The following is a 26,453-nucleotide window of genomic DNA, read 5'->3' as shown; positions in this document are numbered from 1 at the left end:
TCATGCGGAGATATGGAGACTATGGAAGACGTGTGGATCAGCTGGTGAGCCAGGCCAGGAACTGGCTCCAGCGGCCCTTCCGTTCTCCCCTGTCCTCCCCGACGGGCCGGTCGCCGAACTGCGCACCGGACGCGGTGACACCCGCGCCGGGCCGTGTGCCGCCGTGTCCCGATGACGGGACGGGGGTGAACTTGGCCGGCAGCGCGGCCAGAGCCCGGTTGAAGGGGCCGGGACGCCAGATCAGGCTGTCCTCCGGTACGGCGAGTTCGACGTCCGGCAGCCGGTTGAGCAGGTGCTCGATGGCCGTGACGGTGATGTGCCGGGCCGGCTCCTTGGAAGGGCAGCCGTGCAGGCCCGCGCTCCACGCCAGGTGGGACCGGTTGCTGCCGGCGGTACGGGCGGCAGCCAGGGCGGGGCTTGAGTTGGCGGCGGCGAAGCTCACCAGCATCAGGTCCCCGGCCTGTACCTTCTCGCCCGCGAACTCCATGTCCCTGGCCGGGTAGTGGGGCGCGTAGTTCGATATCGGTGGGTTGTCCCACAGCGTGTCGTCGAGCGCCTCGTCGATCAGACCGCCGCCGTCGGCGTAGCGGTCGTCGGTGAGCAGCCGGTGCAGGGTGTTGCCGAGGAGGTTGCGCAGCGGTTCGGCGCCCGCGCCGAGGAGCAGGGCCAGCTGGTGGACCATCTCCTCGTCGCTCAGCTTGGCGTGGTGCTGCATCAGCCAGGACGTGACGTCGTCGCCCGGTCGGCTCCGCTTGAGCGTGACCAGTTCCTGCACGGCCCCGAACAGCACGGCGGTCGCCTTCTCGGCGTTCACCCCGTCGAACATCCCCGTGATGCCGAAGAGCACCCGGTCGCCGATGCCGGCCGGGCAGCCGAAGAGTTCGTTGAAGACGAACAGCGGGAGCTGCTTGGCGTAGTCGCCGAGCAGGTCGGCCGACCCGCGGGAACCGAACTGGGAGATCAGGTAGTCCGAGATCCGCTCGGTATTCCGGGCCAGCCGCTGCGAGTCGATCCGGGCCATGCTGTCCGTGATCGCCTGGCGCAGCCGCAGGTGCTCGCCGCCGTCGCTGAACATGCAGTTCTGCCGGTAGGCGAGGAGGGGCACGACGGGGCTGTCCCGCGGGACCCGGCCCTCGTTGAAGTCCCGCCACAGACGCGCGTCCTTGCGGAAGGACGCGGAGTCCTGGAGCAGCTGGAGCGCTGTGGTGTAGTCGGTGACGAGGGTGGCGTCCACTCCGGGGGCGAGCTCCACGGGCGCGGTGGGCCCGTAGTGGCGCATGTACGCGTAGTACGCCTGCGGGTCCGCGGCGAACTCCGGTCCGTGCAGCGGGATCCGGGCTCCCGAGGCGTGGGCGGGGCAGCCGGGTGGGGGCACCGGGGCGGGGGTCTGGGTGTCCATGGCGGCTACTGCTCCTGTCGGGTGCGGTCCAGCAAGAAGCGGACCAGGGTGGTGAGTGCGCCGGCGGACGACTTCTCGTCGCGCGCGTCGCAGGTGACGACGGGGGTGTCGTCGAGCAGGTCCAGCGCCTCGCGCAGCGCCGCTTCGTCCCGCAAGGGCGTGCCGTCGAAGTGGTTGACGGCGATGGCGTATTCCAGCCCGTACTGCTCGATCAGGTCGATGACCCCGAAGGAGTCCGCGAGCCGCTCGGGGTCGACGAGGACCAGTGCGCCGAGGGCCCCGCGCGCGAGGTCCTCCCACATCTGCACGAACCGCTGTTGGCCGGGGGTGCCGAACAGGTACAGCACGATGCGGTCGCTGATGGTCAGCCGACCGAAGTCCATGGCCACCGTGGTGGTGGTCTTGCTCCGGACGCCTTTGAGGTCGTCGACGTGCTCGGCGGCCTGCGTCATCCGCTCCTCGGTGGTCAGCGGCTCGATCTCCGAGATCGAGCCGATGAACGTGGTCTTGCCCACCGCGAAGTGCCCGACGACGAGGATCTTCACCGGGATCTGCGAAGCGCCGTCGCGCACGTAGTCCTGCTCACCCAAACTTGGCGCGGAGACCATTCAGCACCTCCTCCAGGATCTCCCGGTCGGCGAGGGCCGCCCGGCGTACCGGCGAACGGGTGACGAGGTAGCCGCCCTCGGTCAGGGCGGCGAGGAGGATCTTCACCACGCCGAGCGGCAGCCGGGTGTGGCCGGCGATCTCGGCGACCGACAGGTATCCGGCGGAACACATGTCGATCAGCCGCTGCTCCTCGGGGGAGAGCCGGGTGGGCCGCTGGCCCTCCTCCGGTGCCACCGTCACCAGCGTGATCAGGGAGAGCTGCTCCTCGTCGGGCAGGCCGCGTCCCTTGGTGATGACGTACGGTCGAACCAGCTCGGCGGCCTCCGGCTCCCACTCCTCGCGTCCCGTCATGAGTGCGTGCCGAGGTTCTCGCGCGGCGGCGTCATGAGCACCTTGCCGAGCTGGCCCACGAGCTGCTGCATCCGGAAGGTGATGTCCGCCATGTCGACGTCCGGGGACGCGGAGACGCCGAGGTAGGCACCCTCACCGGCGGAGATCAGGAAGACCCAGCCGCCGTCGAACTCGACCAGGGTCTGCCGCCACCGCGCACTCGGGTCCTCGCAGAAGAAACCGAGCGAGCGGCTCAGCGACTGCACACCGCTCATCGCGGCCGCGACACGGTCGGCGTTGTCCTTGCCGTAGCCGTTCGACCTGGCCATCAACAGGCCGTCGGCGGATATCAGGACCGCATGCAACGCGCCGGGAATCTCCAGGGCGCTGTCGAGCATCCATGACAGATCGTCGTTCACGAGACCTCATGTCCTTCGCTGCTTGCACGAGATGTACCGCTCGTGCGGTCCGGCTCCTCCGGGAAGGTGGCCCGGCCGGACTCCGTGCCTCGCTGGAAGGCACCCATGATCGCCGCTGCTTCGGCGTCGGAGCGGCTCGGAGCCCGCTCGGGCGTACTGCTGGGCACGATGGCCATCGGCCGCTTGCGGCGCCGCTTGGGCAGGCCGTCGGCGGTCGAGGACGTCGTGAGCACTGCTTCGGGCCCACCCGGGCTGGGTACGCCGGGAGTGATCACGGGCGGCGCCGTGGACTTCTGCACCGGCATGCTGGTGAGCAGCTCGTGCGGCAGCAGGACGACCGCACGGACGCCGCCGTAGGGCGAGGACGAGTCCACGGACACCTCGAAGCCGAAGCGCTCGGACAGCACGCCGATCACCGCGAAGCCGAACTGCGGCGGGTTGCCGAGTCCGGAGACGCCGGTGACGCGGTTGCTGGAGAGCAGCCGCTCGGCGCGAACCCTTTCCTCGTCGCTCATGCCGACGCCCGCGTCGTCGACGACGATGCACACGCCCTTGGGCACGGTGCGGGTGTTGATCTCGACGACGGTGTCCGGGCTGGAGTAGCTGGTGGCGTTGTCGAGGAGCTCGGCGAGCGCCAGCGCCACCGGTTCGACGACCCGGCTGGTGAGGCCGAAGTCGACGCGCGAGAGGATCTCCACGCGACGGAAGTGCCGGATCCGGCCCTGGGCACTGCGGACCACGTCGTACACGGACGCCACGTCACGGTGGCGACCGAGCCAGCCGTCACACAGCACGGCGATGGACTGCGCGCGCCGGCCGAACTGCGAGTTGGTGTGGTCGATCTCGAGCAGGTCCTGGAGCATGGCCGACTCGCCGTACTTGCTCTGCAGCCGTGAGACGACCAGCTGCTGTTCGGCGGCGAGACCCTGAAGTGTCCGCATCGCGGACTTCAGGACTGTTTTCGTCGCCTCCTCGGCCTGTTCCTGCGCCGCCTCGACAGACTGCGTGTAGTGGTTCTCCAGGTCGGAGTAATGGCTCCGGAGCCCGTCGATCTGCTGCCTCAAAGTCCGGGCCGCCTTACGCTGGCGGACGATGACGGCGATGGCGGCAAGAACGAGGACCAACAGAGCCCAGAGCATCGGGTTCTGTATGTATTCCGTCATAAGACTCTCTTCAGGCGGCCGACGGCCAGTGGCTGGATTCCCGTCAATGCGGTGCACTGGCGAATCGCCCGCATCGGGACGCCTGCGCAGAACACCCCCTGAAGTCGGAGGTGCCGTTCCGCGCTCATCCGCCCGCCCCGCTTGCGCCGCGATCGTACCACCGTGCGATTAAGTGACGACTCGTCAATAGACAGGCTGACCAGACAAGTCGGGCGGCGCGGGACGGGCTCCCGGTCCATGGAGCCGGGCCGGTCGGCCTGAAACCCACCGGCGGAGGTGCGTCGTCCCAGGTCACGGGCACGGCCGGACTCTTCCGGCGGCATCCAGCCATTCTCGAACGGCTTTGGAGGGGATGCATCATGAGCCTCCTCCAACCTCACGCTGACGTGTGATGAAGGACGAGGACGGCCTGGCCGATGGCGGTGATGCGGTTGGTGCTGGAGCTTTCGCAAGGGGCGCCATCCCTTAGGTGTGCCATGGTCTGCTCGCCCAGGCAGCGGATCTTGGCGTGCGTGCTGTTGTGCCGGCGCTGCCACCGCTTGGGACGACAACCTCGGAAGGGCACCCGAACGGGGCGTCCGGCACCCTGATACGCCTTGTCGGCGCAGCACTTGAGGCCGACCTCGGTGAGTGCTTCGACGATGCCGTGGGCGCGGGCGGCGGTCAGGTCGTGGGTGGATCCAGGCGGCGCGTGCGAGACCCACAGCAGCCGCCCGAAGAGACCTCGACGGCCTCGCGTATGTAGCGATAGACGGTCGCGATGCCGATGCGGAACCCAGGGCGCGGCTGGATAGATCAACCGACGACGGGTGGACAAGCGCGCGAAGCTCCTGGTGGGGCACGGTGGATCTTGGTCGTGACACCTCCTGCCAGGAGCTTCGTCGCGTTGCGGAGCCGCCCAACTGACGGACAGCGCCGACAGGTTGGCATCAGCTCTGTGCGTCGTGACTGAGATGATCGAGATACCGGATAGAGAGGGTGACTGGGAGCCCGCGACGGAGCTCCAGGCAGGGGTGCGGCAGGCGTCTGTGTTCCAGAGCGCAACGTGACCGTTCGGAAACGTTCGAGAATCGCGTGAGTCCCGTCTCGGCGGCGAGCCGGGCGAGTTCGAGTTTCCAGGCCCGCGTGCGGTAGCCGTTGGAGCCGCCCGCGTCGGCAGTGATCAGCAGCCGTGTCGTCTGCGGGTAGGAGGTGTGGCCCTGGCCGTGCCACCAGCGGCGGATCGATTCCACCGCGAACGCGGCTGTGTCGTGGTCGGTGCCGACGTTTACCCAGCCGGTGTTCGCCGCCAGGTCGTAGACCCCGTACGGGATGGCCTTGCCCAGCTGCGGGTCGGCGAAATCGTGCATGTGCACCGGCACCGGGTCACCGGCGGGCCGCCGCGAGCAGCCGTTGTTCTTGAACTCTCCGACGAGTTCCTTCTTCTTGGTGTCCGCGCTGACCACCGGCTGGCCGGCATCCCGGTGCTCGCGCGCCTGCTCGTTGAGAAAGCGGAACTGGGCGCGAGGCGGCAGAAGGCGTTCTGCCAGGCGCCGGTGCACCCGACGTGCCGCCACTGGCTCGGCCTGGATCGGTGCCTTCTCGCCCTTCTGCGCGATGCTGCCGTGCAGGTTTCGGACGGTGGGTCCGGTGCGGGTCTTGTCCGAGTCGTAGCCGGCGTCGAGGCGGACAGCGATGTCGTCGGGCAGCGGCCCGAGATCGTCCAGCGGGTTCAGGGGCGTGGCGAGCAACGGGGAGCCGTGGCCCTTCGCTCCGGCCAGGACCCGGCCGAGCGGGATGCCGAAACCGTCGGTCGTGCCTGAGCGTTTCGGGCCTTGCTCGCCGCGGTCGACCGGTGAGCGTCCGGCTGCCTCGCCGCCGCCGCCGGGGGCTTTGGTGAGGGAGCCGTCGATGGCGCGACCTGGTCGAGCACGAGCCCGGTGATCCGGTCGTAGGACTGGATCGCGATCTGCTTGAGCTGGGTGAAGACGCCGAGGGCGATCCACCCGTCACGGCGGGTGCGGATGGTGGTCGCCGAGCAGGTCGTGTCGGCGACGGCCTGGTAGGAGCAACCGAACCGAAGCAGTCGCAGCAGCTTGTCGAACACGATCCGATCGCTGATGCGCCCGAGGGCGTACGTGACCGTGGGGTGTCATTTCCGGCCGGGGGTCCATTTCATGCCGAGTCGGTATGCGCGGGAGATCACGTCTTGGACCCCGGGACCGTCCGCCGGGGTGAACCACCGCACCTCGCGTCCGATGACGAGTTCGCCCTTCTGTCGTTTGATGAGGGCGATGGCGCACGCGTGTGCCTGCGGAGGGCACTCGTCCAGAACCACCCGGAAGCGGTCGCCGCGGTCGGATGTCAGGGTCACCACCGCGTCGAGGCCGCGGAAGTCGCCGGACCCTTCGTAGATGTAGACGAAGAGCAGGAGTTTCTGGAACTCGGCCTGGTGGTCCAGGTTGATGACCAGGTTCTCTCCAGTCTCCCGGGCCCCGGTCCGGTCGTCCGCGTCAAGGGCGACGTACGGGAAGCGGTCCAGCGCGCCGAAGGCGTTGCCCAGGGCCTGGACCACGGTCTTGGAGCCGTCGGTGCAGCGGATCATGCAGCCGAGGTCGAGATCCACCGTCCTGGCCGTGGCCGACCGCAGCGACGCCCGGATCCGGCCGAACAGGCCACGTGCCTCGCCGTCCGCCCGCTGCGCGGCGGCCTGCGGCGAGGTCCAGTTGAGGTTGACCTTGATCAGTCCCGAGGTCACGCCGTGCTTGTCCAGGGAGACCGTGGGCGAGTACTTCGTCAGGTTCACAGTGGCGGGCTCGGTCATGTGGCACCTTTCGAGGAAGGTCCGGGGAGTCGGGGTGGTCGACGACCATACAGGCGGGGTGTGAGGCACCGCAGAGGATCGGTTGTTGACGGCTTGACGCGAGGAGGAGCCCCCGGGCGGCCGTTAGTGTGAGGGCCGTTGGGGAGTCCGAGCCGGAGCGGAGCGCGGTGAGTCGTGGGCGGTCTTACGGAAGCGAAGCTGAGGGCGCTGGCCGGGGAGCGTTCGTTCGAGCGTGGACTTCCTTATGTCGACGAAGTATCCGGGGTCGAGTTCGGCGACGGCTGGATCAGGGCGTGGGTACGCGGCACGGAGCGGTACGAGGTGGAGCTGCTCCTGGGCGGGCGCAGGAAGCCGGCGGGCACGTGCGATTGCCCGTACGGACGGGAGGGCAACTTCTGCAAGCATCTGGTCGCGCTCGGCCTGACATTGATCGCTCAGGAGGCCGACCTGGCCCGCCGGCGGAAGGCAGCCCGGGACCGGACCCGTGGCCTCGACGCCTGGCTGACCGGCCTGTCGCGGGGCGACCTCCTTGCTCTTGTGCGGGAGGAGGTGGCCGAGGACCGGAACCTGCGGAGGCGTCTGGAACTGCGGGCGGCGAGCGCCCGCGGCGACGTGGCCGGGATCCGTTCCCGTATCCGCGAGTTGCTCGACAGCGGCCCTTTTGCCCAGTACGGCTACGTCGAGTACGCCGACGCTCGTGCCTACGCCGACCAGGCCCGGCAGGCGGTCGACACGATCCGGTCACTCACGGCTTCCGGCCGGGCGGCCGACGCGATGACTCTGGCCCGGGAGGCGATCGGTCTGCTGGCAGCTGTGGTCGAAAGCGTCGATGACTCCGACGGCCGGCTCGGGGAGATCGGTGCCGGCCTGGCCGACGCCCACCACGAGGCCTGCTGCGCGGCCGGCCCCGACCCGGAGGAACTCGCGCACTGGCTGGTGACGCGCGCTCTGGACGACGCGGCCGACCTGACGGACATCGATCCGCTCGACTACGCGGATCTGCTCGGCGAGCGGGGGATGGCCGCCCTGCGCCGGTACGCGATCGCGGCATGGCAGGCGAACCGTACCGGCTGGGCCGAGAAGCATCTGATGCAGCGCCTCGCGAAGTCGGGGCGGGACATCGACATGGTGATCGCCGTGCACGCCGCCGACCTCGCGCCGAACGGTCATACCCATCTGCTCATCGCCCGCGAGCTCGACACCGCCGGCCGTACCGCCGAAGCCCTGGAATGGGCCGAGCGCGGCATCCGGGAGACCGCGGACCTCGCCACCGTCGACACCGCCCTGATCGACCACCTCGCCGACCGCTACACCCGGATCGGCCGGCCCGCCGATGCTCTCACCCTGCGCCGGGACCGCTTCGCAGCCCGCCGCACCCTGCTCGCTTACCAGCAGCTGCGTGCCGCGGCCATCGCCGCCGCGTGCTGGCCGACCGAGCGCGAGAAGGCACTGGCGCTTCTCCGCGCCGATGCCGAGCCGGCGGACACGCGCGGTGGCCGGGTTCTCGTCGACATCCTGCTGGACGATGGGGACGTCGAAGCCGCCTGGCGGACAGCCGGCGAGTACGGCGCCCACGACGGCCAGTGGCTCACCCTTGCCGACCATTCCCGCCCGACCCGCCCTGCGGATGCCCTCGCCGTCTACCTCCGCCTGGCCACCCGCCTCACCCACGAGACGGGCAACCGCGCCTACCAACAGCTCGTCAGCCTGCTCCTGGGCATCCGCGACTGCCACCGCCGCCTCGGCACACCGGACGACTTCACCGCGTACATCACCGACCTGCGCGCCGCCCAGAAGCGCAAGCGGAACCTGATGCGGCTGATGGATGAATACGGGCTATGACTCGTCAGGCCTGTCTTGTTGACGTCGTCAAAAGGCTTAACTGTTATTTATGATTGAACTCACGTGTACGCTTTCTGCGGGGCTGGGGGCTGCCCGCGTCGTGCGATAGGGGCATTCTTCCGTGCGGAGTCGTGTGCTCGCAGGGGTACGCGAAGACGCAAGGGAATGGGCTGTGGCGACGGAGATGATCGCGGGGCGGTCCCGGCTCCCGGGTGCTGTTGACTCGGGCGACATGGGCGAGGGCCACAGAGCCGAGGATCTGGACACCGCCCCGGACGATGCCGACCGCGTCGTGGCGGTCAACTCCATCCTCCAGCACTGGTCAGGCCTGCAGATCGACATGCACGGTGACACCAGGACCGTGGAGCGGTTCGCCCGTGAGGTGCAGATCATGCAGACCTTCGGCCGGCACTCCGACCTCCCGCGCACGATCGCCGGGGGCGTGCGAGCGGAGGCGTCGCAGCAGTCCCGGGCCCTGATTCCTCCGAGCCCACATCCACTGCCCGAGTTCAGGTACCACCGCCCCCACGAGGAGTAGTGATGCGTGACAGGGCGGGGAACGAGAGGACGAGCCTCAGAGCCGAGATGATGGCCCTCCTGCTCGAACCGTTGGGGATGGACGCCATGGCCGGGCCGGCCGCACTCCAGAGATTCGCCAAGGACGTGGAAGCGGTCGCCCAGGCATGCGGGTGTGTCGGCCTGCCGCCTTCGGGAAGCACTCTTCCATGGGTGTCCGACGCGGTGGCGGCGTGCGTCGAGGAACACGAACTGGTCCGGCTGGCAACGGCTGGGGGCCGGACTCCGGCGTCGGACGGGGGCAGATCCCTCCGGGAACTGAAGCGGCTCGAAGGGCTGCGGACACACCTCCGGGCACTGGAAGGCGTGCCGGTGGAAGCGCTTCGGGCGGACGCCGTGGCGGTGGCGGCCGCGGAACGACTGCTGTCCGAAGTCCTTGAGCCGTGTCGGCGTGCGGACCAGGAATGGCCCGAGGAGATCTGGCGCTCGATCCGTGAGGTCGACATGGAAACCGCGCTGGCCGACCTGAGCCGTCGACGAGGAGGCCGGAAGGCGGCGGAGGCGCGCGAGCTTGTGCTCAGGCACAGTGCCGCGGCGGCCCGGGATCTGCGGAACGGGGAGCTGGTGCCGCTGCTGGAGAGGGTGCGGGACTTCGTTGCCGCGGAGGAGTCGTACGAGGCGGTCCTGTCCGAGTGGCCACAGTGGTGGCGCTGGTTCGCGCCGGACGCGCGGTCCGGGTTCAGATCGGATCGGCGTGACGCCCTGCTCTGGGCGATCGAGGCCCGTGACACCGGTGCCGTTTCCGGAAGCACGGTGGACATGCTCGCGGAGGACAGCGTGCGGGCGGTGATCGAGCACGGGCTCGCGACGGCGCCCGTGGCTCCGGCCGCTCCGGCCGCGCCCGCCACGAGCTCGGCCACGCGGCTCACGGCGGGGCTGCTGGCGGTCGCCTCCCGGACCGACATCAACGAGCTGCGGGCGTTCGAGTCCTGGTACAGGAAGAACGTCGAGTTGTTCGACCACGTGGCAGCGGCCATGGATCTATGGCGAACCGAACCGGATCTCCGCGAGGCCCTGGGGGCCCTGGCCAGCCGGTTCGCGTCCGGGGTGGTGGACACGAGCCGATCGGCCTACCGCGACATCCAGACCGCTCTCGGGGAGGAGGCCGAGGCTCGTCTTCCGCGAACGTCGTACTCCGCGCACGCGATCGAGAACAAGGACCTCGTCGAGGTCGTCAGCCGCATCGGGGCGCTTGAACGTGAACTGCGCGATGCCGTACGAGTCATGCCCGCGGCGAGAGGCAGGCTGCGGGTGGCCATCGCCGGAAGGACCAAGTCCGGGAAGACCACGCTCAGCAAGGCGCTGACCCGCGACGCGGACCGGACCGGGATCGGGCGAGGGGCGCACCGCACCACGCGGGAGACCTCTGCTTTCCACGTCGGCTCCGTGACGTACCTCGACACGCCCGGCTTCGCCGCGAAGGACGACGACCTCGACGCCACGCGCGCTCGGGCCGCGTGCGACAGCGCCGACGCGGTGATATGGAACTACGCCGACACGCTGCGCGAGGAGGAGTCCGCCGAGCTCCAGCGACTTCTCCTCGCGGGGAAACCTCTGCTCGTCGTGGTCAATGTGAAGGGACGGGTCGTCGAACCGCACCGCCTTCAGCGCTTCGTCGAGAATCCGGAACGGGAGTTCACGTCGGCGGCGGGTCACACCGCCCGGATCGAGCAGGTCTCCGGAGCGGTCGACGTCGCACCGCCCGTTGTCCTCCCGGTCCACTCCGGTGCCGCGCACGAAGCGTTGTCCACAGAGGATCGCGCGCTGGGAGACAGGGCCCTTCGGGCGAGCAGATTGCCCGAGCTGGAGCGGTCCCTCACCCGACTCCTGGCCGAGCGCGCGATTCCGCTTCGTGCGGTCCGGCTGGCCGATGGGGTACGGGCGCCGGTGGCGGCGTTCCACGACCGACTGACCGAGGAACTCCTCGGGATCGATCTCGCGCTTGGCGAGCTCGAACGCTCTACGTCGAGTGACCGGGCCGCGTTGCTCGAGGCTTTCCGGACAGCGGGCCAGGACACGCGCGACCGGCTCGAAGCCGAGCGTCACCGTGCCAAGGAGCGGTCGCCGGATGTGGTCCGGGACCTGGGTGGCGTGGATGATGCGCGGCGGTGGAGCGACTTCGTCACCGGTCTGGAGCTGGAAGGACTTCTCTCCGGTCTGGAGAACGAGTTCGAGCTGGAGGCGCGGAAACGGGGGATGGTTCTGCGCGCACCGGTGAGCACCCCGGAGCGCCGGGGCGACGCGCAGCCGCGTGTACGACCGCGTCCCGACCTGAAGGAGAAGGCCGTGAGCCTGGGTACGGCGGCTGCCAAGGGGGCGGCGACAGCTTTTCTGAGCTCCGTCGCCGTCAAGGGGATCCCCAAGAAGCTCGCCGTCCCCCCTCCCGCGGCGACGGTGGTCTACGCGGTGGAGGCCCTGGCCGGAGCGGCGAAAGCGTGGAGTGGCGAGGTCGACCGCGCCCGGCGGGCGAAGGACTGGTGGACCAGTGCGACCACGACCGAGGCCGGGGCATGCCTCGATGAACTGTTCGACGGGCTTGCGGCGTGGTCGGCTCGCATCACCGATGACGCGGTGGCTCAGGTCGACGCCCTGTCCGAGGCGCGGTCCTCGGACATCAGTGGCACGCGGGAGCGATTCGAGCGGCTGTGCCGACTGCGACCGGCCGTGCGGTCCGCCCTCGACGCGATCGACCTAGTCCTGGCGCGTCGGCTCATGGCTCTCGCGGGCGGGGACCCGGCGGCGATCCGACTGGCACGTCGGACTCCGGGAGTCGAGCTTCGTGTCTGGACCGACGTGTCCCGCGTCGCGGACGTGCGGGCGTGTCTGAGGGACCAGCTCGTGGATGTCCTCCTCGAACGGATCGAGATCCGCACGGATTCCGGATGCCTCGGCACCTCCGACGGGAGCGAAGGGAACACAGATGACTGACGGTGATTCGGTTGACGCGCCCAAGAACGACGGGGGCCTGAACGCCCCCGTACTCGCGCTGACCGCACGGGCCGAAGAAGTCCTGAACGCTCACTCTCGCACTCGCGGCCTGACCGCGAGCCTGCCTCGCGCCGACACGAGCCCGCTGCGGATCGCGCTCACGGGTCCGTACAGCGCGGGGAAGTCCACGCTCATCGCGGCACTGCTCCGGCTCCCCTCGGCCGCTGTCGGCGAACTCGTCGACGCGGCACCCAAGACGCACGAGCCGACGCCGTACGAGTGGAACGGCGTGACGCTCGTCGACCTGCCAGGGACGCTGTCGGGTATCGATGAGCACTCCGACGCGGCACGGCGCGGCGTGCGTGGTGCGGACGCGCTGGTGATCGTGACGACGAGCGAACTGCCGGGCGAGGCGGAGACCAGGGCGATTCTGCGGACGCTCGACGCCGACGGGTTCGCCGACCGGAGTGTGGTCGTCGTCAACAAGATGAACGCCGAGAACAGTGATCGCGACGTCATCCTCGACGAGGTTCGCGGGCGACTGGGGCCCTTCGCCGACCGTGTCCCGATCGTCCCGGCCGACGCACGCGACTACGTCGACGCGGTCAATGACCCGGCTCTCTCGGCCGCTCAGCGTGAGTCGCTTGTCGCGGAGAGCGGTATCGACGCTCTGACGGCCGAGTTGCGGAGAATCATCGCGCCCGGTGTCAGCGGTGTCCGGCCCAAGGCGCAGGCCTTCGAACTCCTTCGAGTGCTGACGGACGCAGAGCGCCAGTGGGTGCTGAACGGTGAGGAACGCGGTGCCGCGGAGACCGCGAAGCAGGCCGAGGAGTCGATCTCCCGGGCGAAGGAGCGTGTGCTGAGCGCCCTGAAGAGGGAGAGCGAAGTCGTCGCCTCCAGGATCACGACAGCCGGAGACAGGGCCGCTGCCGGCGTCTCGGAGAAGGACGGCATTGTCCCCGGCCACGTCGCTCGTGCGGTTCAAGAGGAACTGGAGTGTGCGAGCACCGAGTTCGACGCGAGATTCTCCACGTCGGTGAGGACGGCGTTCGACGCGCTGGTCGCCGAGTACGGAACGGGTGTGCCCGAGCCCGAATCCTGGGTGAACGGCATCGAAGCACCCGATCCGACGATCGATGCGTCCCCGGGCGACGCGTCACCGCTGGCGCAGGGGGCCAAGGAAGCGGCGAAGAAGGCCGCGAAGGCGGGCGCCGCGAAGGCCCACGAGTGGATCGGGAAGGTCGCGGACGGTGGCAGCGGGCCGGGAAGCGCGGCCTCCGCCGTCGTGGAAAAGCTCAGCAAGAACCGGGTGGGCCAGAAGGTCCTCGACGCCGGCGGGAAAGTCTCCGACGGTGTGGGGAAGTTCAAACCGTGGGGCAAGACCAAGGCGGCCGGCAAGGTGGCCGGTGCGGCCGGCAAGGTGCAGTGGGTGCTGGCGGTCATGGGGCCGTTGATGGACCTGGCGAGCGTCGCGCAGGACCAGAGCAGGTGGATGGCGGTCAACAAGCTGCGGAAGCAGATAAGGAATCACTTCGACGAGGAGGCACGCGAACAGCGGACCGCTCTCACCGACGCCGGCGAGCGGTACCTGAACGAGTGGATCGCCGAAGTGGAACGATCGCTCAGCGGCCTCATGGAGCGGGGTTTGAAGATCAAGGCCGAGCGCGAAGCGGCCCTGACAGCGATCAAGGGCCTCCGAGACGAGGCCGAGAAGCTTGTCGGGCCGACCCGCTGACCTGACGGTCCGAGGTCCCGGCGGTGAACGCGCCCCGTGACCACGCGACCGCCGGGACAGGCGCGGCTCAGGCCCCCGACGCGAACTCCGCCGACCGAGACCAGGCGTCCCGCCCGGGGAGCTCGAACCCATCGGCGTGTCGGCGCCGTTAGCCTGTCGGTATGACGGAGCGTGTCGTGCCCGGCCGCGCGGACGGCCTGATCACCCTGGACGCCGCGGACGCGCTGTGGGTCGGTCTGACGGCCGGCGGCGCCGTGCCGACGGCTTCCGGGGCGTTCACCCGCTCGTCGGCCCGTGCCCGGACGGGATACGTCCTGCTCGGCAGCCGTGTGGTGGCGACGGTCGAGGCGGGCGGCGGTCGGTGGGGCGTCGCGGAGCGCGAGGTACGCCGCGCGGCCGCGGAGCTGAACGCGGTGGGGATGGACCGGCGGGACCTGGTCCGCGTCGGTCCGTTCCGCGGGGCGTCGGAGCCGGAGCCGGAGTACGACGGGGAGACGCGGCTGCGCTGGCGGCGGCGCGTCGCGGGGGAACTCCGGTTGCCGGGCGGTCCCGGACGCGGGGCACGGCACGGGGACGGCCGGCCGTGCCATCTGGCGGGGCTCGACTGGCGACAGGTACTCGTGGAGCACACCCGTGACGGGACCCGGCGGACGTGGTGGCTGCCGCGCGCGGTGGTGAGGCTGCTCGATGCGGCCGAGCACGCCGAGACGCGGTGGCTGCGAGCCGCGGGGCCCCGTGAGACGGGCGTGGCCGTGGCCGAGCCGCCCTCCCGCCCCCGGCGGGCCGGGGACGCCGACGGCCGACGGGCGACGAGCCTTGAGGACCGGCGGGCGACAGGCCCCGAGGACCCCGCCGCCTCACCGCGCCCGTACGACAAGGAGCTTGAAGGCCGGCTGTACTCGGTGCTCAGCAGGAAGCCCGGCATCGCCAGAGAGGTGACCGGCTGGGTGTGCGCCGTCTGCCGCGCCGCGCCCGCCGTGGTCCTCGACCACTGCCACGAGCACGGCTACGTCCGCGCCCCCGTCTGCCAGTCCTGCAACACGCGGGAACGTCCCGACCATCTCTACGCCAACGACGTCCGCGTGGCGAACCGTTACACCCGCCTCTTCCGCACCGACGCCGACGACTGGCTTCGCCACTGGCACCGCTGCACTGGCTGTCGCGCGCGCACCGTCCGCCGTTGCCGCACCTCGCCGCGTGGACCGCCCTCATAGCCTGCCGGTCACTGCGCCCGACCCATCGGACCCCGCGCGGGCGCGAGCCCTGCGGCGTCCTGCGCGTGTCCTGGACGGGCAGCCAGAACGCGCCCCGTTCCTGCCTGTTCACCGTCACGGTCGACTTCTGCCCTGACGGCGAGCACCGTGTCCTGGCACAGGTCCCCTACCGTGAGGCCGCCGAGCGGTTCCGCGGCTGGCTGGCCGATACGGCCCCCGCTGTGGCCGCCGCGGCCGGCCCCGACCGCCTGGACGGCCTCCCCGCCCAGCCCCGGCCGGTCGTCGCGGACACCGGCGGCGAGGGCTTGGCACTGTTCTGAGACAAGCGTCGCCCGCCGCCGTACTGCGGCGGGCGGCTCCCGCGTGACGCCGAGTGGGAGTGCCGCTCATTCCTCCATCGCGAACGACACGAACCGCTCCCAGCCCTCGCGGCCGATGGTGAAAGGCTGGCGCTCCGCGTGCTGACAGAGGAGGCGCACCTTTTTCGGGTCGGAGATCAGCCGACCGTTCTGCTACCTCTCGGAGTACCCCAGTCGTCGCCCGTCCGGAGCCTCCAGGAGTCGCACCGGCCTGTCCAGGCAGCCGTGGAATTCGGCTTCCATCGGCACCACTTGCAAGGTCACGTTGCGCGGTCCACTCAGCACCAGGTCCAGCTTGCTCCGCTGCATCTCCGCCCCGCCCAGCCTGCGGCGGAAGACATGCTCCTCCACGATGAAGCCGAACGGGACGGTGGGCCGCTCGTGAAGCATCCTCTCCGATGCGGGACTCCCGCAGTGGTTCGCCGTTCACGAGTGCTCCGCGTCCGAGGAGCCGGGCGGTGGTCTCGGCGAGGGCCCCGGCCACCTCGGGGTCGTCGTCGAGGGTGTGCCGTGCGGGGAGTTCCAGCAGGCCCCAGCCGGTCTCGGCGGCGCGGGCCAGGACGTCGTCGGTCGCGGTCGCGGTCGCTGGGTGGGGCGCGGTGCCGTAGGCGAGGACGCGGTCGGCTGCCGTGGTGCCGGAGACGAAGGGGTAGAAGGCCGTCTGTACCAGGGGGGGCCGCCGTCTCGGGCAGGCGCCAGGAGACGGGGAGTCCGCGGCGCAGCAGGGTGGGGTTGTGCGCGAGGGTGACGTCGACGGCGTTGCGGAGCGGGTCCCAGGTCAGGCCGGACCAGCGGTCGGTCTCGACCGTGGCGAAGGGGTCCAGCTGCCCGGCGTCGCCGACGATGAGCACCTGCGAGTCGTCCTCGGAGAACAGGGGCGCCGTGGCCGGCAGGGCGTCCGAGCGCATCTGGTAGGCCGTGTCGACGATGGCCCAGCGCCACGGCGCGCACTTCTCGCGGGGGACGTGCGACCACTTCTTGGCGGTGAAGACGACGACCGGCAGGTCGCGGAGGGCGGGTGCCTCGTTGCTGCCCCGCACGTTGGCGTGCCGGCACACCCGTTCGGGCAGGACGAAGTCCTTCTTGTGCAGGCGGCCGACGGGGAGGTCCGGGTATTCCCGGGCGATGTTGTCGACCAGGTCGTCGACCTGTTCGTCAGTCTGCGCGACGATCACGACCTGGTGGCCTGCCCCGGTCAGACGGCCGGTGGCGCGCTTGACCAGGGTGGACTTCCCGGCGCCGGGCGGTGAGTCCACCACGATGCCCCGTCCCGTGGCCGAGGTACACGCCTGGTCAGGAGCGCCCTTGGCCCTCAGCTCGAGACGGCCTCGGCCCAGCCGCTGTTGACGGTCTCTCTTGCCTTCTCCGTCTGTGCCTCCGTCGGAAACGTCGGCGTGCCCTCGACCGTCGGCAGCTTCTCGGCGGCGGCCTTGTCGAGGGTGCCGTCCTTCTCCATGGCGTCCATGAGGACGGGGCGTGCGTAGGCGCCGAGCCGGAGGTTCTGGCCCTCCGGGCTGAAGACGTACTCCTGCCACAGACGTGCCGCCGCGGGGTGCGGAGCGTCTTTGTTCACCCCGTTCGCGTAGTACTGAGCGAAGCTGCCGTCGAAGGGGATGGCGGTCTGCCAGTCGACGTCCGTGCCCTTCTCGCGGAATTCGTCGGCGTATCCGAGGTTGAGGAAGTCCCAGTCGATGCTGATCGGGGTCTGGCCCTTCGCGATCGTGGCCGGGGTGGATTCGACCGGGATGAAGTTGCCGTTCTTGCTGAGCTCGGCGAAGAAGTCGATGCCGGGCTGGACGTCGTCGAAGGAACCCCCGTTCGCCAGGGCCGCCGCGTAGACCCCGGCGAAGGCGGAGCCGGACTTGGTGGGGTCGCCGTTGAGCGCGACCTTGCCCTTGTACTCGGGCTTGCGCAGGTCGGCGAAGGTCGCGGGGCAGGTCGTGACGCGTTTGGCGTCACAGCCGATCGAGATGTAACCGCCGTAGCTGTTGTACCAGCGGGCCCGGTCGTCCTTCTGTTCCTTGGGGATCTCGTCGTAGGCGGCGACCTTGTACGGAGCGAGCAGGCCCTGACGTGCCGCGGACTGCGCGAACGAGCCCCCCACGTCGATCACATCGGGGGCGCGGCCTCCACCCCTGTGCTCCTTCAGGGCGTTGATCTCGTCCTGGCTGGTACCTTCCGGGTTCTCCACCGTGACCCTGATCCCGTACTTCTTCTCGAATCCGTCGATCACTGCGCCGTAGTTGGCCCAGTCGCTCGGGAGCGCGATCGTGTGGAGCGAGCCCTCTTTCTTCGCCGCTGTGGTCAGTGCTGCCATGCCGCCGGCGTCCGCGGCGGAGGTGGCCACTGCGGGTGCCCTGGGCGCGGTGGCGGGCTTGCCTCCGCAGGCGCCGAGGGGCGCCGTGAGGACCAGGCAGGCGGCGACGAAGGCTGTCCGGAGACGAGGTGCGGGCACAAAGGCTCCATAACGGGCGGTCGCGTACTGATCGAGGCCAGCGTACGTTCGGCGGCCTCGGCAGCGCAGTCCCAGACGGTGGTGTCCGCTGTCTTCCCTGCGCCTGCCGTACCGGCGCGTTCTCAGAACCCCTCGTCGTCCCACCCGGCCAGGAGCGCCTCCCCGAGATCCATCGCTGGCGGTGCGGCCCCGTCGAGGAGGCCCTGCTCGCTCCAGATGATCTTGCCGCGGGCGGTGTAGCGGGTGCCCCAGCGCTCGGCGAACTGCGCGACGAGGAACAGGCCGCGACCGCCCTCGTCGGTGGCCTCGGCCCGGCGCAGGTGCGGGGAGGTGCTGGACCCGTCGGAGACCTCGCAGATCAGGCTGCGGTCGTACAGCAGCCTCACCCGGATGGGCTCGGTGCCGTAGCGGATGGCGTTGGTTATCAGCTCGCTGAGGATGAGTTCCGTCGTAAAGGCGATCTCCTCCAGGCCCCACTCCGCCAGTCGGCGGGCGCAGGCGTTGCGCACCGGGGACACCGCCGCAGGGTCGGGCCGCACGTCCCACTCGGCGATCCGCGCGGGGTCCAGTCGGCGGGTGCGGGCCACCAGTAGTGCGATGTCGTCGCTGGGCCTGGTGGGCAGCATCGCGTCGATCACCGCGGTGCAGGTTTCCTCCGGGGTGCGGGCGGGCCCGGCCAGGGCGGCGCGCAGCGCTGCCAGGCCCGCGTCCGGATCGCGGTCGCGGCTCTCGATCAGCCCGTCGGTGAAGAGTGCCAGCCGGGAGCCTTCGGGCAGGGTGACCGTCATGGTTTCCATGGGCAGGCCCTCGCCCAGGCCCAGCGGAGGGGAGACGGGCACCTCGGGGAAGGACACGGTTCCGTCGGGGTGGACCAGAGCGGGGCCCGGATGCCCGGCGGTGGCGGCCGTCACCTGCCCCGAGACGGGATCGTAGATGGCGCACAGGCAGGTGGCTCCGGTGATCCCCTGCCACTCCTGCTCGTCGGTGTCGATGTGGGCGACCAGCTCGTCCAGGTGGCTCAGGAGTTCGTCCGGAGGCAGGTCGAGGGTGGAGAAGTTGTACACGGCGGTGCGCAGACGGCCCATGGTGGCGGCTGCGTGGAGACCGTGGCCGACGACGTCGCCGACCACCAGGGCCACCCGGGTGCCGGGCAGCGGGATGACATCGAACCAGTCACCACCCACACCGGCCTGGGCAGCCAGATAGCGGTGCGCGACCTCGACGGCGGACTGCTCCGGTACGCCCCGGGGCAGCAGGCTGCGCTGCAGGGTCACGGCCATGGTGTGCTCGCGGGTGTAGCGGCGGGCATTGTCGACGGCCAGTGCCGCCCGGGCGGTCAGCTCCTCGGCGAAGGACACGTCCTCCTCGTCGAACGGCGGGGAGTCCTGCCCCCGCCAGTAGCCGGCCATCCCCAGCACCACGCCCCGGGCCCGCAGGGGCACGGCGATCAAGGAGTGGATGCCGCGGTCCAGGATCCGCAGGGCGTTGGCCGGGTCCTGGATCCGCCAGCCGTGGGTGGTGCGCAGGTCCGCCTCCAGGACCGCACGGCCGGCGGCCAGCCCGGCCGCCATGGGGCTGGTGGGAACGAATCGGATCAGCTCGCCGACGGGGTAGAGCGGGTGGTCGCCCTGAAGGCCGACGGCGGCGGTGCGGCGCATCTCGGTGCTCGCTTCGGCCGGCTCCTCGCCGCGCAGCACCGGATCCAGCAGGTCGACCGTGACCACGTCGGCGAACCGCGGGACCGCCACCTCCGCCAGTTCCTCCGCAGTGCGCTCGACGTTCAGCGTCGTTCCCACCCGCACCCCCGCGTCGTAGAGCAGCTTCAGCCGTTCGCGGGCCACCTCTGCCCTGCCGGAGAGTGCCCGCAGCTCGGTGGTGTCCCGCAGCGTGACGACGGTCCCGGCCTGCCCGTACGGGGCGGTGGGCCGGATGTTCACCGACAGCAGCCGATCGGCTGCCATGTGCAGCTCGTCGGTCGCGGAACGGCCCGATGCGATCGGCTCGGCGATCCCCTCCTCCAGACCCAGGTCCGTGACGGGGAGGCCTTCCGCGTCCACGGGCAGCCGCAGCAGCCGCCGCGCCTCGTCATTGGCCAGCAGCAGCCGTCCGCCGCCGCCGACGATCAGCACGCCCTCTCGCACCGCGTGCAGCACCGCGTCGTGGTGCTCGTACATCCTCGTCATCTCGGCCGGTCCCAGGCCATGGGTCCGGCGCAGCAGCCGACGGCTCACCAGAGCGGTTCCGCCCGCGGACAGGGCGAGCACCGCGGCTGCACTGCCGAGGACGACCGGCAGCTGCCGGTTCACCATGCTCTGCACGTTCTGGACCGTGACCGGGGAGGAGACGATGGCGATGACGCGGCCGTCGGAGTCCTTGACGGGGACCACCGATACCACGGACTGCCCCAGGGACCCTTCGAAGGTCTCGGTGAAGGACTGGCCGGCCGCCGCCTTGGAGAAGGGGCCGACGACGTGCTTCCCGATCTGCCGCGGGTCGCTGTGGGCGAGGGTGACCCCGGAGAGCGTGTACACGTTGATGCCGTCGACCCCGGCGATCTTCCGGGCCGCCTCGGCGCTCGGCTGTAGCACTGCGGTCGGATGGGGGCTGCGCAGGGCCGCGACGATTCCCGGAGATTCCGCGAACGTTCCGGCGGCGGCGAGCGTACGGTGCCGGGCGTCCTCCATGCCGGCGCTCCGGGCTTGCACCACGAGCGCCACCACCGCGGCGGCGACGAGCAGCACCACGACGGCCAGCTGCAGGAGGAACACCTCGCCGGCCACGCTGCGCATGCTCAGAAGGGAGGACAGACGCTGCTGCCGCCGCGCCCTTCCCTCGGGGGGCTGGGCGTGCTCATGACGCTCCTGGTGGCTTCCTGAGCGGGGACGCCGACGGGGAGAGGGAGATCTCGTGGTCGAGCCGAGCAGCCGACGCCGGACGTGTCCAAGTAGGTCGCTCATACTTCATTTTCTGACCTCCATGGGCCGTCGGCAGCGGGGAGCGACGGTCGCCGAGCCGGCGATCCGGGTCCCCTCCGCAGAGCGAGGGTGTGGCGAGGCGCGGCGCGTGGGGGCGCGGGCGGGATCCGGGCCGCCGCCGCGCTGATGTGGATCCCCCATGCCCATACGCCGTGCAGGAAGTCATGCTGGTTCAGGGAAGTGGAGGGGTGGACGGGACGAGCGCTACGACGTGCCGGCCGCCGTTTCCGCCCTGCTGCGCTGAGCCTGCCACCGGCGGCCGGGGGCGTTTCTCTCGGCTCAGTCCTCGCCACGGCACACTTCGCGCCGCGGAATGCCCGTGGTGTCCGGATAATGGATGGAACGGCGAGTGGAAGGGGACATCTCGTGCCATCGGCTCGGCCGGGGGGCGAGGAGACCCACGGCCCGTTCTGGTCCGAGCCGGGGACGCTGCTCGAGCACGTGCCCGTGGCCGTCTTCGGCCTCGATGACGGGGACCTCGTCTGTTACTGGGGGCCCGGCGCGCGGGACCTCTTCGGATACGACGCCACCGCCGTCCTGTCGAAGCCCGGCGCCGTTCTCTTCGCCGACGGGCCCCCGGGCGCCCCCGATCCGTGCTCCCGGATGACCGAGCGCGGCCGGACCCAGGGTTACTGGAGGGGGCGGCTGCCGGCCCGGCATCGTGACCGCACCGTCTTCGACTGCGGCTTCCGGGCCTTCGCCGTGACCGGATCCGGCGGACCTTCGGTGGTGATGGTCCTGGCGAGCCGTAGTGACGAGCTCGATCGGGTCAAGACCAACCTCGCCTTCCTCGACGCCCTCTTCGAGACTTGCCCCATCGGTCTGGTCATGCTCGACCAGGACCTCCGGTACGTCCACCTCAACCAGGCGCTCGCCGACATGGACGGTCTGCCGATCGAGGCCCACCTCGGGCGGCGCATGGACGAAATCATGATCATGTCCGACGGTGGCGAGTACCAGCGCATGCTCCGCGGCGTCGCCCTGGGCGGAGCACCGGTCGTGGGGACCCTGGTGGGCATGCGTCCGCGGGGGCATCCGGACCGTGATCAGGTGCGGTCGGTGAGTTTCTTCCCCCTGAGTCAGGCGGTCGGCTCGCGCCCCGGAGTGGGCGGGCTGATGCTGGACGTGACCGACCGGGAACAGGCCATCCTGGAAGCCACCGCCAGCCGTCGACGGCTGGCTCTGCTGGATGGGGCCTCCACTCGCATCGGGACCACCCTGGACGTCAACGTCACCGCCCAGGAGCTGGTCGACGCTTCAATGCCGGACTTCTGCGACGGCGCCGTGGTCGAAGTCGTGGAGTGGATGGACGAGGCAGAGGACTTTGACCCGGCGCGACCGCTGTTCACCCGCAGGATCGCCTCCGGGACGATCCTGCCCCCTCCGGCCACCGAACTCGTGAGCGGGGTGGAGACGGTGCGGTATCCGCCCGGCTCCGTCATCCACGACATGCTGAGGACCGGTCGCGCCATCTCCGCCGTGGTGAACGAGGAGCTCCTGGCCCGGACCGTCCTCATAGAGTCACGCTCACGGCTCTTCGCCGAGAGCGGGTTGGCCTGCGTCCTCGTTGCCCCGCTCATCGCCAGGGGTACGGTCCAGGGAATCGCCATGTTCGGCCGGTCCGCGGGCCGGCCGGCCTTCACCCGGGACGATGTCAGCCTCGCCGGTGAGCTCGCCTCACGGGCTGCGATCTGCCTGGACAACGCCCGTCTGTACAGCCGCGTCCAGGACATCGCCCTCACCCTGCAGCGGGCGTTGTTGCCCAATGCGTTGGCGACCAGCCCGTACGTGGACGTGGCCCACCGGTACGTACCCGGCAGTCGGATCACCGAGGTCGGCGGAGACTGGTACGACGTGATCAGCCTGTCCGACGGCCGAGTCGCTCTAGTGGTGGGCGACGTGATGGGGCACGGTGTGTCGGCCGCCGCAGCCATGGGCCGCCTTCGTATCACCGCCAAGGCTCTGGCCAGGCACGACAGCGAGCCCGACGACCTCCTCACCGAGCTCGACGCATGCGCCCAGGAGGCCGGCATCGAGCTGGCGACGTGCCTGTACATCGTCTACGACCCGAAAAGCGGAGGAGCCCGCATCGCCAGCGCCGGCCACCCCCCGCCCCTGGTACTCCGGCCGGACGGCACAGTGGAGACCATCGACGACGTCCTGGGAATCCCTCTCGGCGTCGGCGGCTGTCCTTTCCGGACGATCGAGATCGAACTCCCCGGGAACGCGAGTCTCGCCCTGTATACCGACGGCCTCATCGAGACACGAGGCGCGGACCTCGAGGTCGGTCTGAAGGCATTGCGCGCCGAACTGGGCGGGCCCCCAGGCCCGTTGGAAGCAACGGCGGACCGCATCCTCGCGAGCCTGCTGCCCGCCCAGCCGGCCGACGACGCGGTTCTGGTCCTCGCCCGCGTCCGCCGCGCCCGATGAGGAGGCGTCGAGCCTGCTGTCTCGGCAGCTGCTGGTACGCGGCCGGCGGGAGGCGGCCCGCCGCAGGTCATGGCGGATGGTGGCCACGTCAGCCGGGTGGCCGGCCCGCTCGTACCGTTCGCAGAGGAAGGTGGCCAGTTCCTCGTCCGGTCCCCAGGCGGACTCGGCCCCCGCAGGCCGCGTTCGGCCCACTCCACGGCCTCGATCGTGCGGCCCGCCGCCTCCAGCCCCCTGGCGATCAAGAGGTGGGCGTGGCCGTTCCGGGCGAGGCCCGCAGCGTGGATCGTGACCAGCGCGTCCACGCTGCCGCCGTCCGCCTTCAGGAGACGTTCCATGAGTGACTTCTCCGCCCACCCCCTGGGGTTGGCCCGCCAGGCGGCCACCACCAAGGGGTGGGCCCGAGCCATACCCGGCTCACCCAACACCTACCGGTAGTCGAACAGGTCCGTGTCTGTGGCGTCGTTGGCGTCGACCAGCGGGTGGCTCAAGAGCCATCCGGCGGTCTCCACCGGATCGGGCCGGGCGGTCAGGCAGGCCCTCCGGGTGGGCCTCGGCCGGTCCGTTCGCGACGTCCCCGATCAGTCCGTCCGAGTCGTCGATCTCCCCGTACGTCCGCTCCAAGGCCCGCAGGGCCTCGCGGGCCACCTCCACCGCGTAGGCGGCCCGGCCGCTCGCCGTCAGCGCCCGCAGGGTGGCGACCGCCTCCGCCGCCTGCTGCCCGTATGCGCGGGCGTCGGCGTACTCGACGTAGCCGAGCGGGCGAAGGGACGGGTGTCGAGGAGGCTCATGATGCGCTCCCGGGCAATGCCGGTGTCCTCCCCGGCGGGGGCCGCACGCAGCTCGAGGTGCCGGCGTAGGTCACAGTCGCCTGCGAACTTCCTCGCGGGTACGGAACTCCAGCCGGGCATCCAGCAGCCGGGTACGCGACGCGGCTGCCGACCGCTGTCGAGGCACGGATTCGGCCTGCCCCAGGACAGCCAGGCCCACCGCCACCCCCTGCTTGCAGAAATTGCCCTCCCGCCCGTACGGGCAGTTGCACCAGCCTGCGAACCCGCCGTCGTCCTCGGTCAGCTCGACCTCGTAGGCGTCGCTTCCGTCCGGGTCGCGTTGGTCGCCACGTCCCCGATCTCCAGCCGGGACACCGCGGACAGGCAGCCGAGCCCCGCTCGAAGGAGCGCGCCCTGGCGAACCGGCGCAGGTCTTCCTCGGTGAGGCCCGGAGCCTGTGTCCCGGTGCCTCTCCGGGACGGGAGCCTGGCAACTGGCCGACGACGACGGCGGACAGGTCGTCCGACTCACGCTGACAGCCCGGACCCGACTGGAGAGCCATTCCCCCGCGACGGCCACTGATGCCTCGACTCCCGAACCCCCATCGACATACTCGTGGTCCTTCTACGTGGACCGCGATCAGCGCGACGAGTTGAAGCTGTGCTTCTTCTACGGCGATCCCGACATCGGGAACACGTACGTGATGACGCGCGAGGCTGCGACCAGCACAGTCGCCTCGTAGTGGACCGTGAGCTTGTCGTAACGCGTGGCGACCGCGCGGTTCAGTTTCGTTGCCACGTCGCCGGCCTTAGGCCGGATGGCCACCCGGGATCGAATGATTTTCCTACCTGCCGGACTCCGGTGCCTCTGGGGCGAACCGTGGTGATTCCGGTAAGACACCGTCACAGAATCGTGAAGCACGCGCGCGAGGATGGGATCCACCTCAGCGCAGTACGTGCGCTGTCATCGGGGGGAGTACCGCCATGAGTTCCGTTCGCAGAGCCGCTTTCGTCCTCGTCGCCGTGTCCGCGCTGGCCCTGACCGCCTGCGGGCCGTCCGAGGACGGTGCCGCGGGCGGCCCCGCTGCGCCGGCGACGACTCCTCCCGCCTCCGCGTCCCCGTCCACGCCCGGCAAGCCGTCGGCACCGGCCAAGCCTTCGGCGCCCGCCAAGCCCTCGAAGTCGGGCAAGCCGTCGACGCCCGCCAAGCCGTCCGAGCCGGGCTCCCCGTCCACCGATCCGGACTACGACGTGTTCCCCTGCAGCACCTTCGACGTGAAGTTCACCGCGAGCCTGGCCGAGCCCACGACCAGCAGCTACCTGCTGAAGGTCACCAACAAGACCGGCAAGCCGTGTCGGGTCCTCGGGCACCCGATCGTGACCTTCGGCGACCTCGACGGGCAGGCGACGCAGCGCGGCACCGCCCCCGGCATCGAGGACGCGATCCGCCTCGAACCCGGCGCATCCGCCTACGCGGGGCTCATGGGCGGCCCGAAGGACGCCAAGAGCAAGACCGTCTCGTCGATCGCGATGACCATGGACACCGAGTCCGACCTGGAGCAGGTGCCGCTCAAGGCCTCGACGCCCGGCTTCAACGTCTCCGGGACCAACTCCGTCACCGCCTGGATGGACAACGCCGAGGATGCGCTCAGCCTGTAGTCGGCAGCCAGATCCTCCTCCTGAGCCCCCACCGCACGGTGGGGGCTCACTGTTCGCCCGGGACGGTCACGCGGTCGGCTGCAGGCGGACGCAGCAGTGCCCGGGTCCGGGCGCCGGGCGCGCCTCGGTCCCGGTCTCGTCGATGCCTCCGAGGACACCGCGCAGCAGGTGGAGGTTCATGCCGCACACCGTCTGGGTGTGCTCCCGGGCCAGCGCGTGGAAGGGGCAGTTGCCCAGGACGATGGCATCGTCCTCGTGGCGCGGCTCGAACCCGTACCGTTCGAGGAGCTCGAAGAGATCCGTTCTGTTCTGTTCGCCCAGCTGTGTGCCGAGCTCTTCGGCCTTGCGGTGCAACACCGCCCGCACCGGCTCACCGGTCGCGTCGGATTCCTCCACCGCCTGGGCGAGGAGCCGTCCGGCGAGCTCGTAGCGGCGGTCCGGCAGACTGACGGCGACCTCCTTCGCGGAGCGTCGGTACAGCTTCGCCGGCCTCCCCGCACCCGGCCCGGAGCGTCCGCTGCGACGTTCGTAGACGACGTCGAGGAGTGACTCGTCGGCCAGCCGGTCCAGGTGGAACGCCGCGGTCTTGCGGGCCAGCCCGATCGCGGCGGCGGCCTCGTCCCGGCTCACGGGGGCCGACTGTCGCACCACGTGGTCGTACAGCCTCCTGCGGGTCGGCTCGTCGAGTGAGGCGATGGCAGAGACGTCGGCGTCGCGTACTTCCTCCGGGGTGTCCACGAACACCAGTGTAAAACCCACGGTCATTGACTATAGAGCGGAAGAGGGCTTCT

Annotated in this window: 21 protein-coding genes and 2 pseudogenes; 8 read left to right on the top strand and 15 right to left on the bottom strand. The window is 70.3% G+C overall.

Features of this window, described 5'->3' with window-relative positions:
- Window positions 1-37 precede the first annotated feature (37 nt).
- The 9 genes and pseudogenes from AB5J54_RS02560 to AB5J54_RS02520 all read right to left on the bottom strand — a co-directional run bounded on the left by AB5J54_RS02560 (window position 38) and on the right by AB5J54_RS02520 (window position 6,723).
- Window positions 38-1,399 carry a cytochrome P450 gene (locus tag AB5J54_RS02560; RefSeq protein WP_369142204.1) on the bottom strand — a complete coding sequence of 454 codons (1,362 nt, stop codon included), beginning with the start codon at window positions 1,397-1,399 and terminating at the stop codon, window positions 38-40.
- A 5-nt stretch (window positions 1,400-1,404) separates the two neighbouring features.
- The gene (locus AB5J54_RS02555) at window positions 1,405-2,007 is read right to left on the bottom strand and encodes an ATP/GTP-binding protein (protein ID WP_369142203.1); all 603 of its coding nucleotides are present in this window, start codon (window positions 2,005-2,007) and stop codon (window positions 1,405-1,407) included.
- A complete protein-coding gene (locus tag AB5J54_RS02550; RefSeq protein ID WP_369142202.1) occupies window positions 1,982-2,359 on the bottom strand; it encodes a DUF742 domain-containing protein in 378 nt (125 codons plus the stop codon). The genes AB5J54_RS02555 and AB5J54_RS02550 overlap by 26 nt, the downstream gene beginning before the upstream one ends.
- Entirely contained in the window at window positions 2,356-2,757 is a 402-nt protein-coding gene (locus AB5J54_RS02545; protein WP_369142201.1) for a roadblock/LC7 domain-containing protein, read from the bottom strand. The genes AB5J54_RS02550 and AB5J54_RS02545 overlap by 4 nt, the downstream gene beginning before the upstream one ends.
- Window positions 2,754-3,920, bottom strand: coding sequence for a sensor histidine kinase (locus tag AB5J54_RS02540; RefSeq protein WP_369142200.1), 1,167 nt, complete (start codon window positions 3,918-3,920; stop codon window positions 2,754-2,756). The genes AB5J54_RS02545 and AB5J54_RS02540 overlap by 4 nt, the downstream gene beginning before the upstream one ends.
- A gap of 376 nt (window positions 3,921-4,296) precedes the next feature.
- Window positions 4,297-4,737 (bottom strand): transposase family protein, encoded by a 441-nt coding sequence (locus AB5J54_RS02535; RefSeq protein ID WP_369142199.1) that lies wholly within the window; start codon window positions 4,735-4,737, stop codon window positions 4,297-4,299.
- A 259-nt stretch (window positions 4,738-4,996) separates the two neighbouring features.
- Window positions 4,997-5,422, bottom strand: a pseudogene (locus AB5J54_RS02530) (ISAzo13 family transposase); the annotation flags it as partial.
- Window positions 5,422-6,024, bottom strand: a pseudogene (locus AB5J54_RS02525) (IS5/IS1182 family transposase); the annotation flags it as partial. The pseudogenes AB5J54_RS02525 and AB5J54_RS02530, both read right to left, overlap by 1 nt.
- A 27-nt stretch (window positions 6,025-6,051) precedes the next feature.
- The gene (locus AB5J54_RS02520; protein WP_369142198.1) at window positions 6,052-6,723 is read right to left on the bottom strand and encodes a hypothetical protein; all 672 of its coding nucleotides are present in this window, start codon (window positions 6,721-6,723) and stop codon (window positions 6,052-6,054) included.
- A 174-nt stretch (window positions 6,724-6,897) separates the two neighbouring features.
- On the opposite strand from AB5J54_RS02520, the gene AB5J54_RS02515 reads away from it, so the two are divergent.
- The 6 genes from AB5J54_RS02515 (at window position 6,898) to AB5J54_RS02490 (ending at window position 15,338) form a co-directional block, all read left to right on the top strand.
- Window positions 6,898-8,565 (top strand): SWIM zinc finger domain-containing protein, encoded by a 1,668-nt coding sequence (locus AB5J54_RS02515; protein ID WP_369142197.1) that lies wholly within the window; start codon window positions 6,898-6,900, stop codon window positions 8,563-8,565.
- A 172-nt stretch (window positions 8,566-8,737) separates the two neighbouring features.
- A complete protein-coding gene (locus AB5J54_RS02510; RefSeq protein WP_369142196.1) occupies window positions 8,738-9,103 on the top strand; it encodes a hypothetical protein in 366 nt (121 codons plus the stop codon).
- Between the two features lie 2 nt (window positions 9,104-9,105).
- Window positions 9,106-12,069: a GTPase gene (locus AB5J54_RS02505; RefSeq protein WP_369142195.1), complete on the top strand. Its 2,964-nt coding sequence runs from the start codon at window positions 9,106-9,108 to the stop codon at window positions 12,067-12,069.
- Window positions 12,062-13,804 carry a GTPase gene (locus AB5J54_RS02500; RefSeq protein ID WP_369142194.1) on the top strand — a complete coding sequence of 581 codons (1,743 nt, stop codon included), beginning with the start codon at window positions 12,062-12,064 and terminating at the stop codon, window positions 13,802-13,804. Before AB5J54_RS02505 ends, AB5J54_RS02500 begins: the two co-directional genes overlap by 8 nt.
- Window positions 13,805-13,965: 161 nt before the next feature.
- Window positions 13,966-15,018: an endonuclease domain-containing protein gene (locus AB5J54_RS02495; RefSeq protein WP_369142193.1), complete on the top strand. Its 1,053-nt coding sequence runs from the start codon at window positions 13,966-13,968 to the stop codon at window positions 15,016-15,018.
- The gene (locus AB5J54_RS02490; RefSeq protein WP_369142192.1) at window positions 14,985-15,338 is read left to right on the top strand and encodes a hypothetical protein; all 354 of its coding nucleotides are present in this window, start codon (window positions 14,985-14,987) and stop codon (window positions 15,336-15,338) included. The genes AB5J54_RS02495 and AB5J54_RS02490 overlap by 34 nt, the downstream gene beginning before the upstream one ends.
- 192 nt (window positions 15,339-15,530) lie before the next feature.
- On the opposite strand, the gene AB5J54_RS02485 is transcribed toward AB5J54_RS02490, so the two are convergent.
- The 4 genes from AB5J54_RS02485 to AB5J54_RS02470 form a co-directional block, all read right to left on the bottom strand.
- The gene (locus tag AB5J54_RS02485; protein WP_369142191.1) at window positions 15,531-15,767 is read right to left on the bottom strand and encodes a Scr1 family TA system antitoxin-like transcriptional regulator; all 237 of its coding nucleotides are present in this window, start codon (window positions 15,765-15,767) and stop codon (window positions 15,531-15,533) included.
- A complete protein-coding gene (locus tag AB5J54_RS02480; RefSeq protein ID WP_369142190.1) occupies window positions 15,656-16,633 on the bottom strand; it encodes an AAA family ATPase in 978 nt (325 codons plus the stop codon). The genes AB5J54_RS02485 and AB5J54_RS02480 overlap by 112 nt, the downstream gene beginning before the upstream one ends.
- A gap of 56 nt (window positions 16,634-16,689) precedes the next feature.
- The gene (locus tag AB5J54_RS02475) at window positions 16,690-17,832 is read right to left on the bottom strand and encodes an ABC transporter substrate-binding protein (protein WP_369142189.1); all 1,143 of its coding nucleotides are present in this window, start codon (window positions 17,830-17,832) and stop codon (window positions 16,690-16,692) included.
- A gap of 122 nt (window positions 17,833-17,954) precedes the next feature.
- On the bottom strand, window positions 17,955-20,621 hold the full coding sequence (locus tag AB5J54_RS02470) for a SpoIIE family protein phosphatase (protein ID WP_369142188.1): 2,667 nt from the start codon (window positions 20,619-20,621) through the stop codon (window positions 17,955-17,957).
- Window positions 20,622-21,173: 552 nt separating this feature from the next.
- Between AB5J54_RS02470 and AB5J54_RS02465 the strand changes: the two genes are divergently transcribed.
- Window positions 21,174-23,237, top strand: coding sequence for a SpoIIE family protein phosphatase (locus tag AB5J54_RS02465; protein ID WP_369142187.1), 2,064 nt, complete (start codon window positions 21,174-21,176; stop codon window positions 23,235-23,237).
- Window positions 23,238-24,673: 1,436 nt separating this feature from the next.
- Here the strand turns inward: AB5J54_RS02465 and AB5J54_RS02460 are convergent.
- Complete coding sequence (locus AB5J54_RS02460; RefSeq protein WP_369142186.1) at window positions 24,674-24,802, bottom strand: hypothetical protein; 129 nt, start codon at window positions 24,800-24,802, stop codon at window positions 24,674-24,676.
- A gap of 185 nt (window positions 24,803-24,987) precedes the next feature.
- Between AB5J54_RS02460 and AB5J54_RS02455 the strand changes: the two genes are divergently transcribed.
- Window positions 24,988-25,662: a DUF4232 domain-containing protein gene (locus AB5J54_RS02455; RefSeq protein ID WP_369142185.1), complete on the top strand. Its 675-nt coding sequence runs from the start codon at window positions 24,988-24,990 to the stop codon at window positions 25,660-25,662.
- Between the two features lie 66 nt (window positions 25,663-25,728).
- Here AB5J54_RS02455 and AB5J54_RS02450 read toward each other — a convergent pair whose 3' ends face one another.
- Window positions 25,729-26,406: a helix-turn-helix transcriptional regulator gene (locus AB5J54_RS02450; RefSeq protein WP_369149193.1), complete on the bottom strand. Its 678-nt coding sequence runs from the start codon at window positions 26,404-26,406 to the stop codon at window positions 25,729-25,731.
- Between the last annotated feature and the right edge of the window lie 47 nt (window positions 26,407-26,453).

Origin of the sequence: Streptomyces sp. R44, from assembly GCF_041053105.1 — a bacterium.
Lineage (GTDB): Bacteria > Actinomycetota > Actinomycetes > Streptomycetales > Streptomycetaceae > Streptomyces.
Note: the sequence above shows the minus strand (reverse complement) of the source record. Positions and strands in the feature narration are given on the sequence as shown.

What these genes read in the sequence shown, in the direction of transcription:
- AB5J54_RS02470 (WP_369142188.1), bottom strand. Translation starts at nt 20,621, where the DNA reads ATGCGCAGCGTGGCCGGCGAGGTGTTCCTCCTGCAGCTGGCCGTCGTG.
- AB5J54_RS02485 (WP_369142191.1), bottom strand. Translation starts at nt 15,767, where the DNA reads ATGCTTCACGAGCGGCCCACCGTCCCGTTCGGCTTCATCGTGGAGGAG.
- AB5J54_RS02505 (WP_369142195.1), top strand. Translation starts at nt 9,106, where the DNA reads ATGCGTGACAGGGCGGGGAACGAGAGGACGAGCCTCAGAGCCGAGATG.
- AB5J54_RS02555 (WP_369142203.1), bottom strand. Translation starts at nt 2,007, where the DNA reads ATGGTCTCCGCGCCAAGTTTGGGTGAGCAGGACTACGTGCGCGACGGC.
- AB5J54_RS02550 (WP_369142202.1), bottom strand. Translation starts at nt 2,359, where the DNA reads ATGACGGGACGCGAGGAGTGGGAGCCGGAGGCCGCCGAGCTGGTTCGA.
- AB5J54_RS02540 (WP_369142200.1), bottom strand. Translation starts at nt 3,920, where the DNA reads ATGACGGAATACATACAGAACCCGATGCTCTGGGCTCTGTTGGTCCTC.
- AB5J54_RS02455 (WP_369142185.1), top strand. Translation starts at nt 24,988, where the DNA reads ATGAGTTCCGTTCGCAGAGCCGCTTTCGTCCTCGTCGCCGTGTCCGCG.
- AB5J54_RS02495 (WP_369142193.1), top strand. Translation starts at nt 13,966, where the DNA reads ATGACGGAGCGTGTCGTGCCCGGCCGCGCGGACGGCCTGATCACCCTG.
- AB5J54_RS02520 (WP_369142198.1), bottom strand. Translation starts at nt 6,723, where the DNA reads ATGACCGAGCCCGCCACTGTGAACCTGACGAAGTACTCGCCCACGGTC.
- AB5J54_RS02500 (WP_369142194.1), top strand. Translation starts at nt 12,062, where the DNA reads ATGACTGACGGTGATTCGGTTGACGCGCCCAAGAACGACGGGGGCCTG.
- AB5J54_RS02560 (WP_369142204.1), bottom strand. Translation starts at nt 1,399, where the DNA reads ATGGACACCCAGACCCCCGCCCCGGTGCCCCCACCCGGCTGCCCCGCC.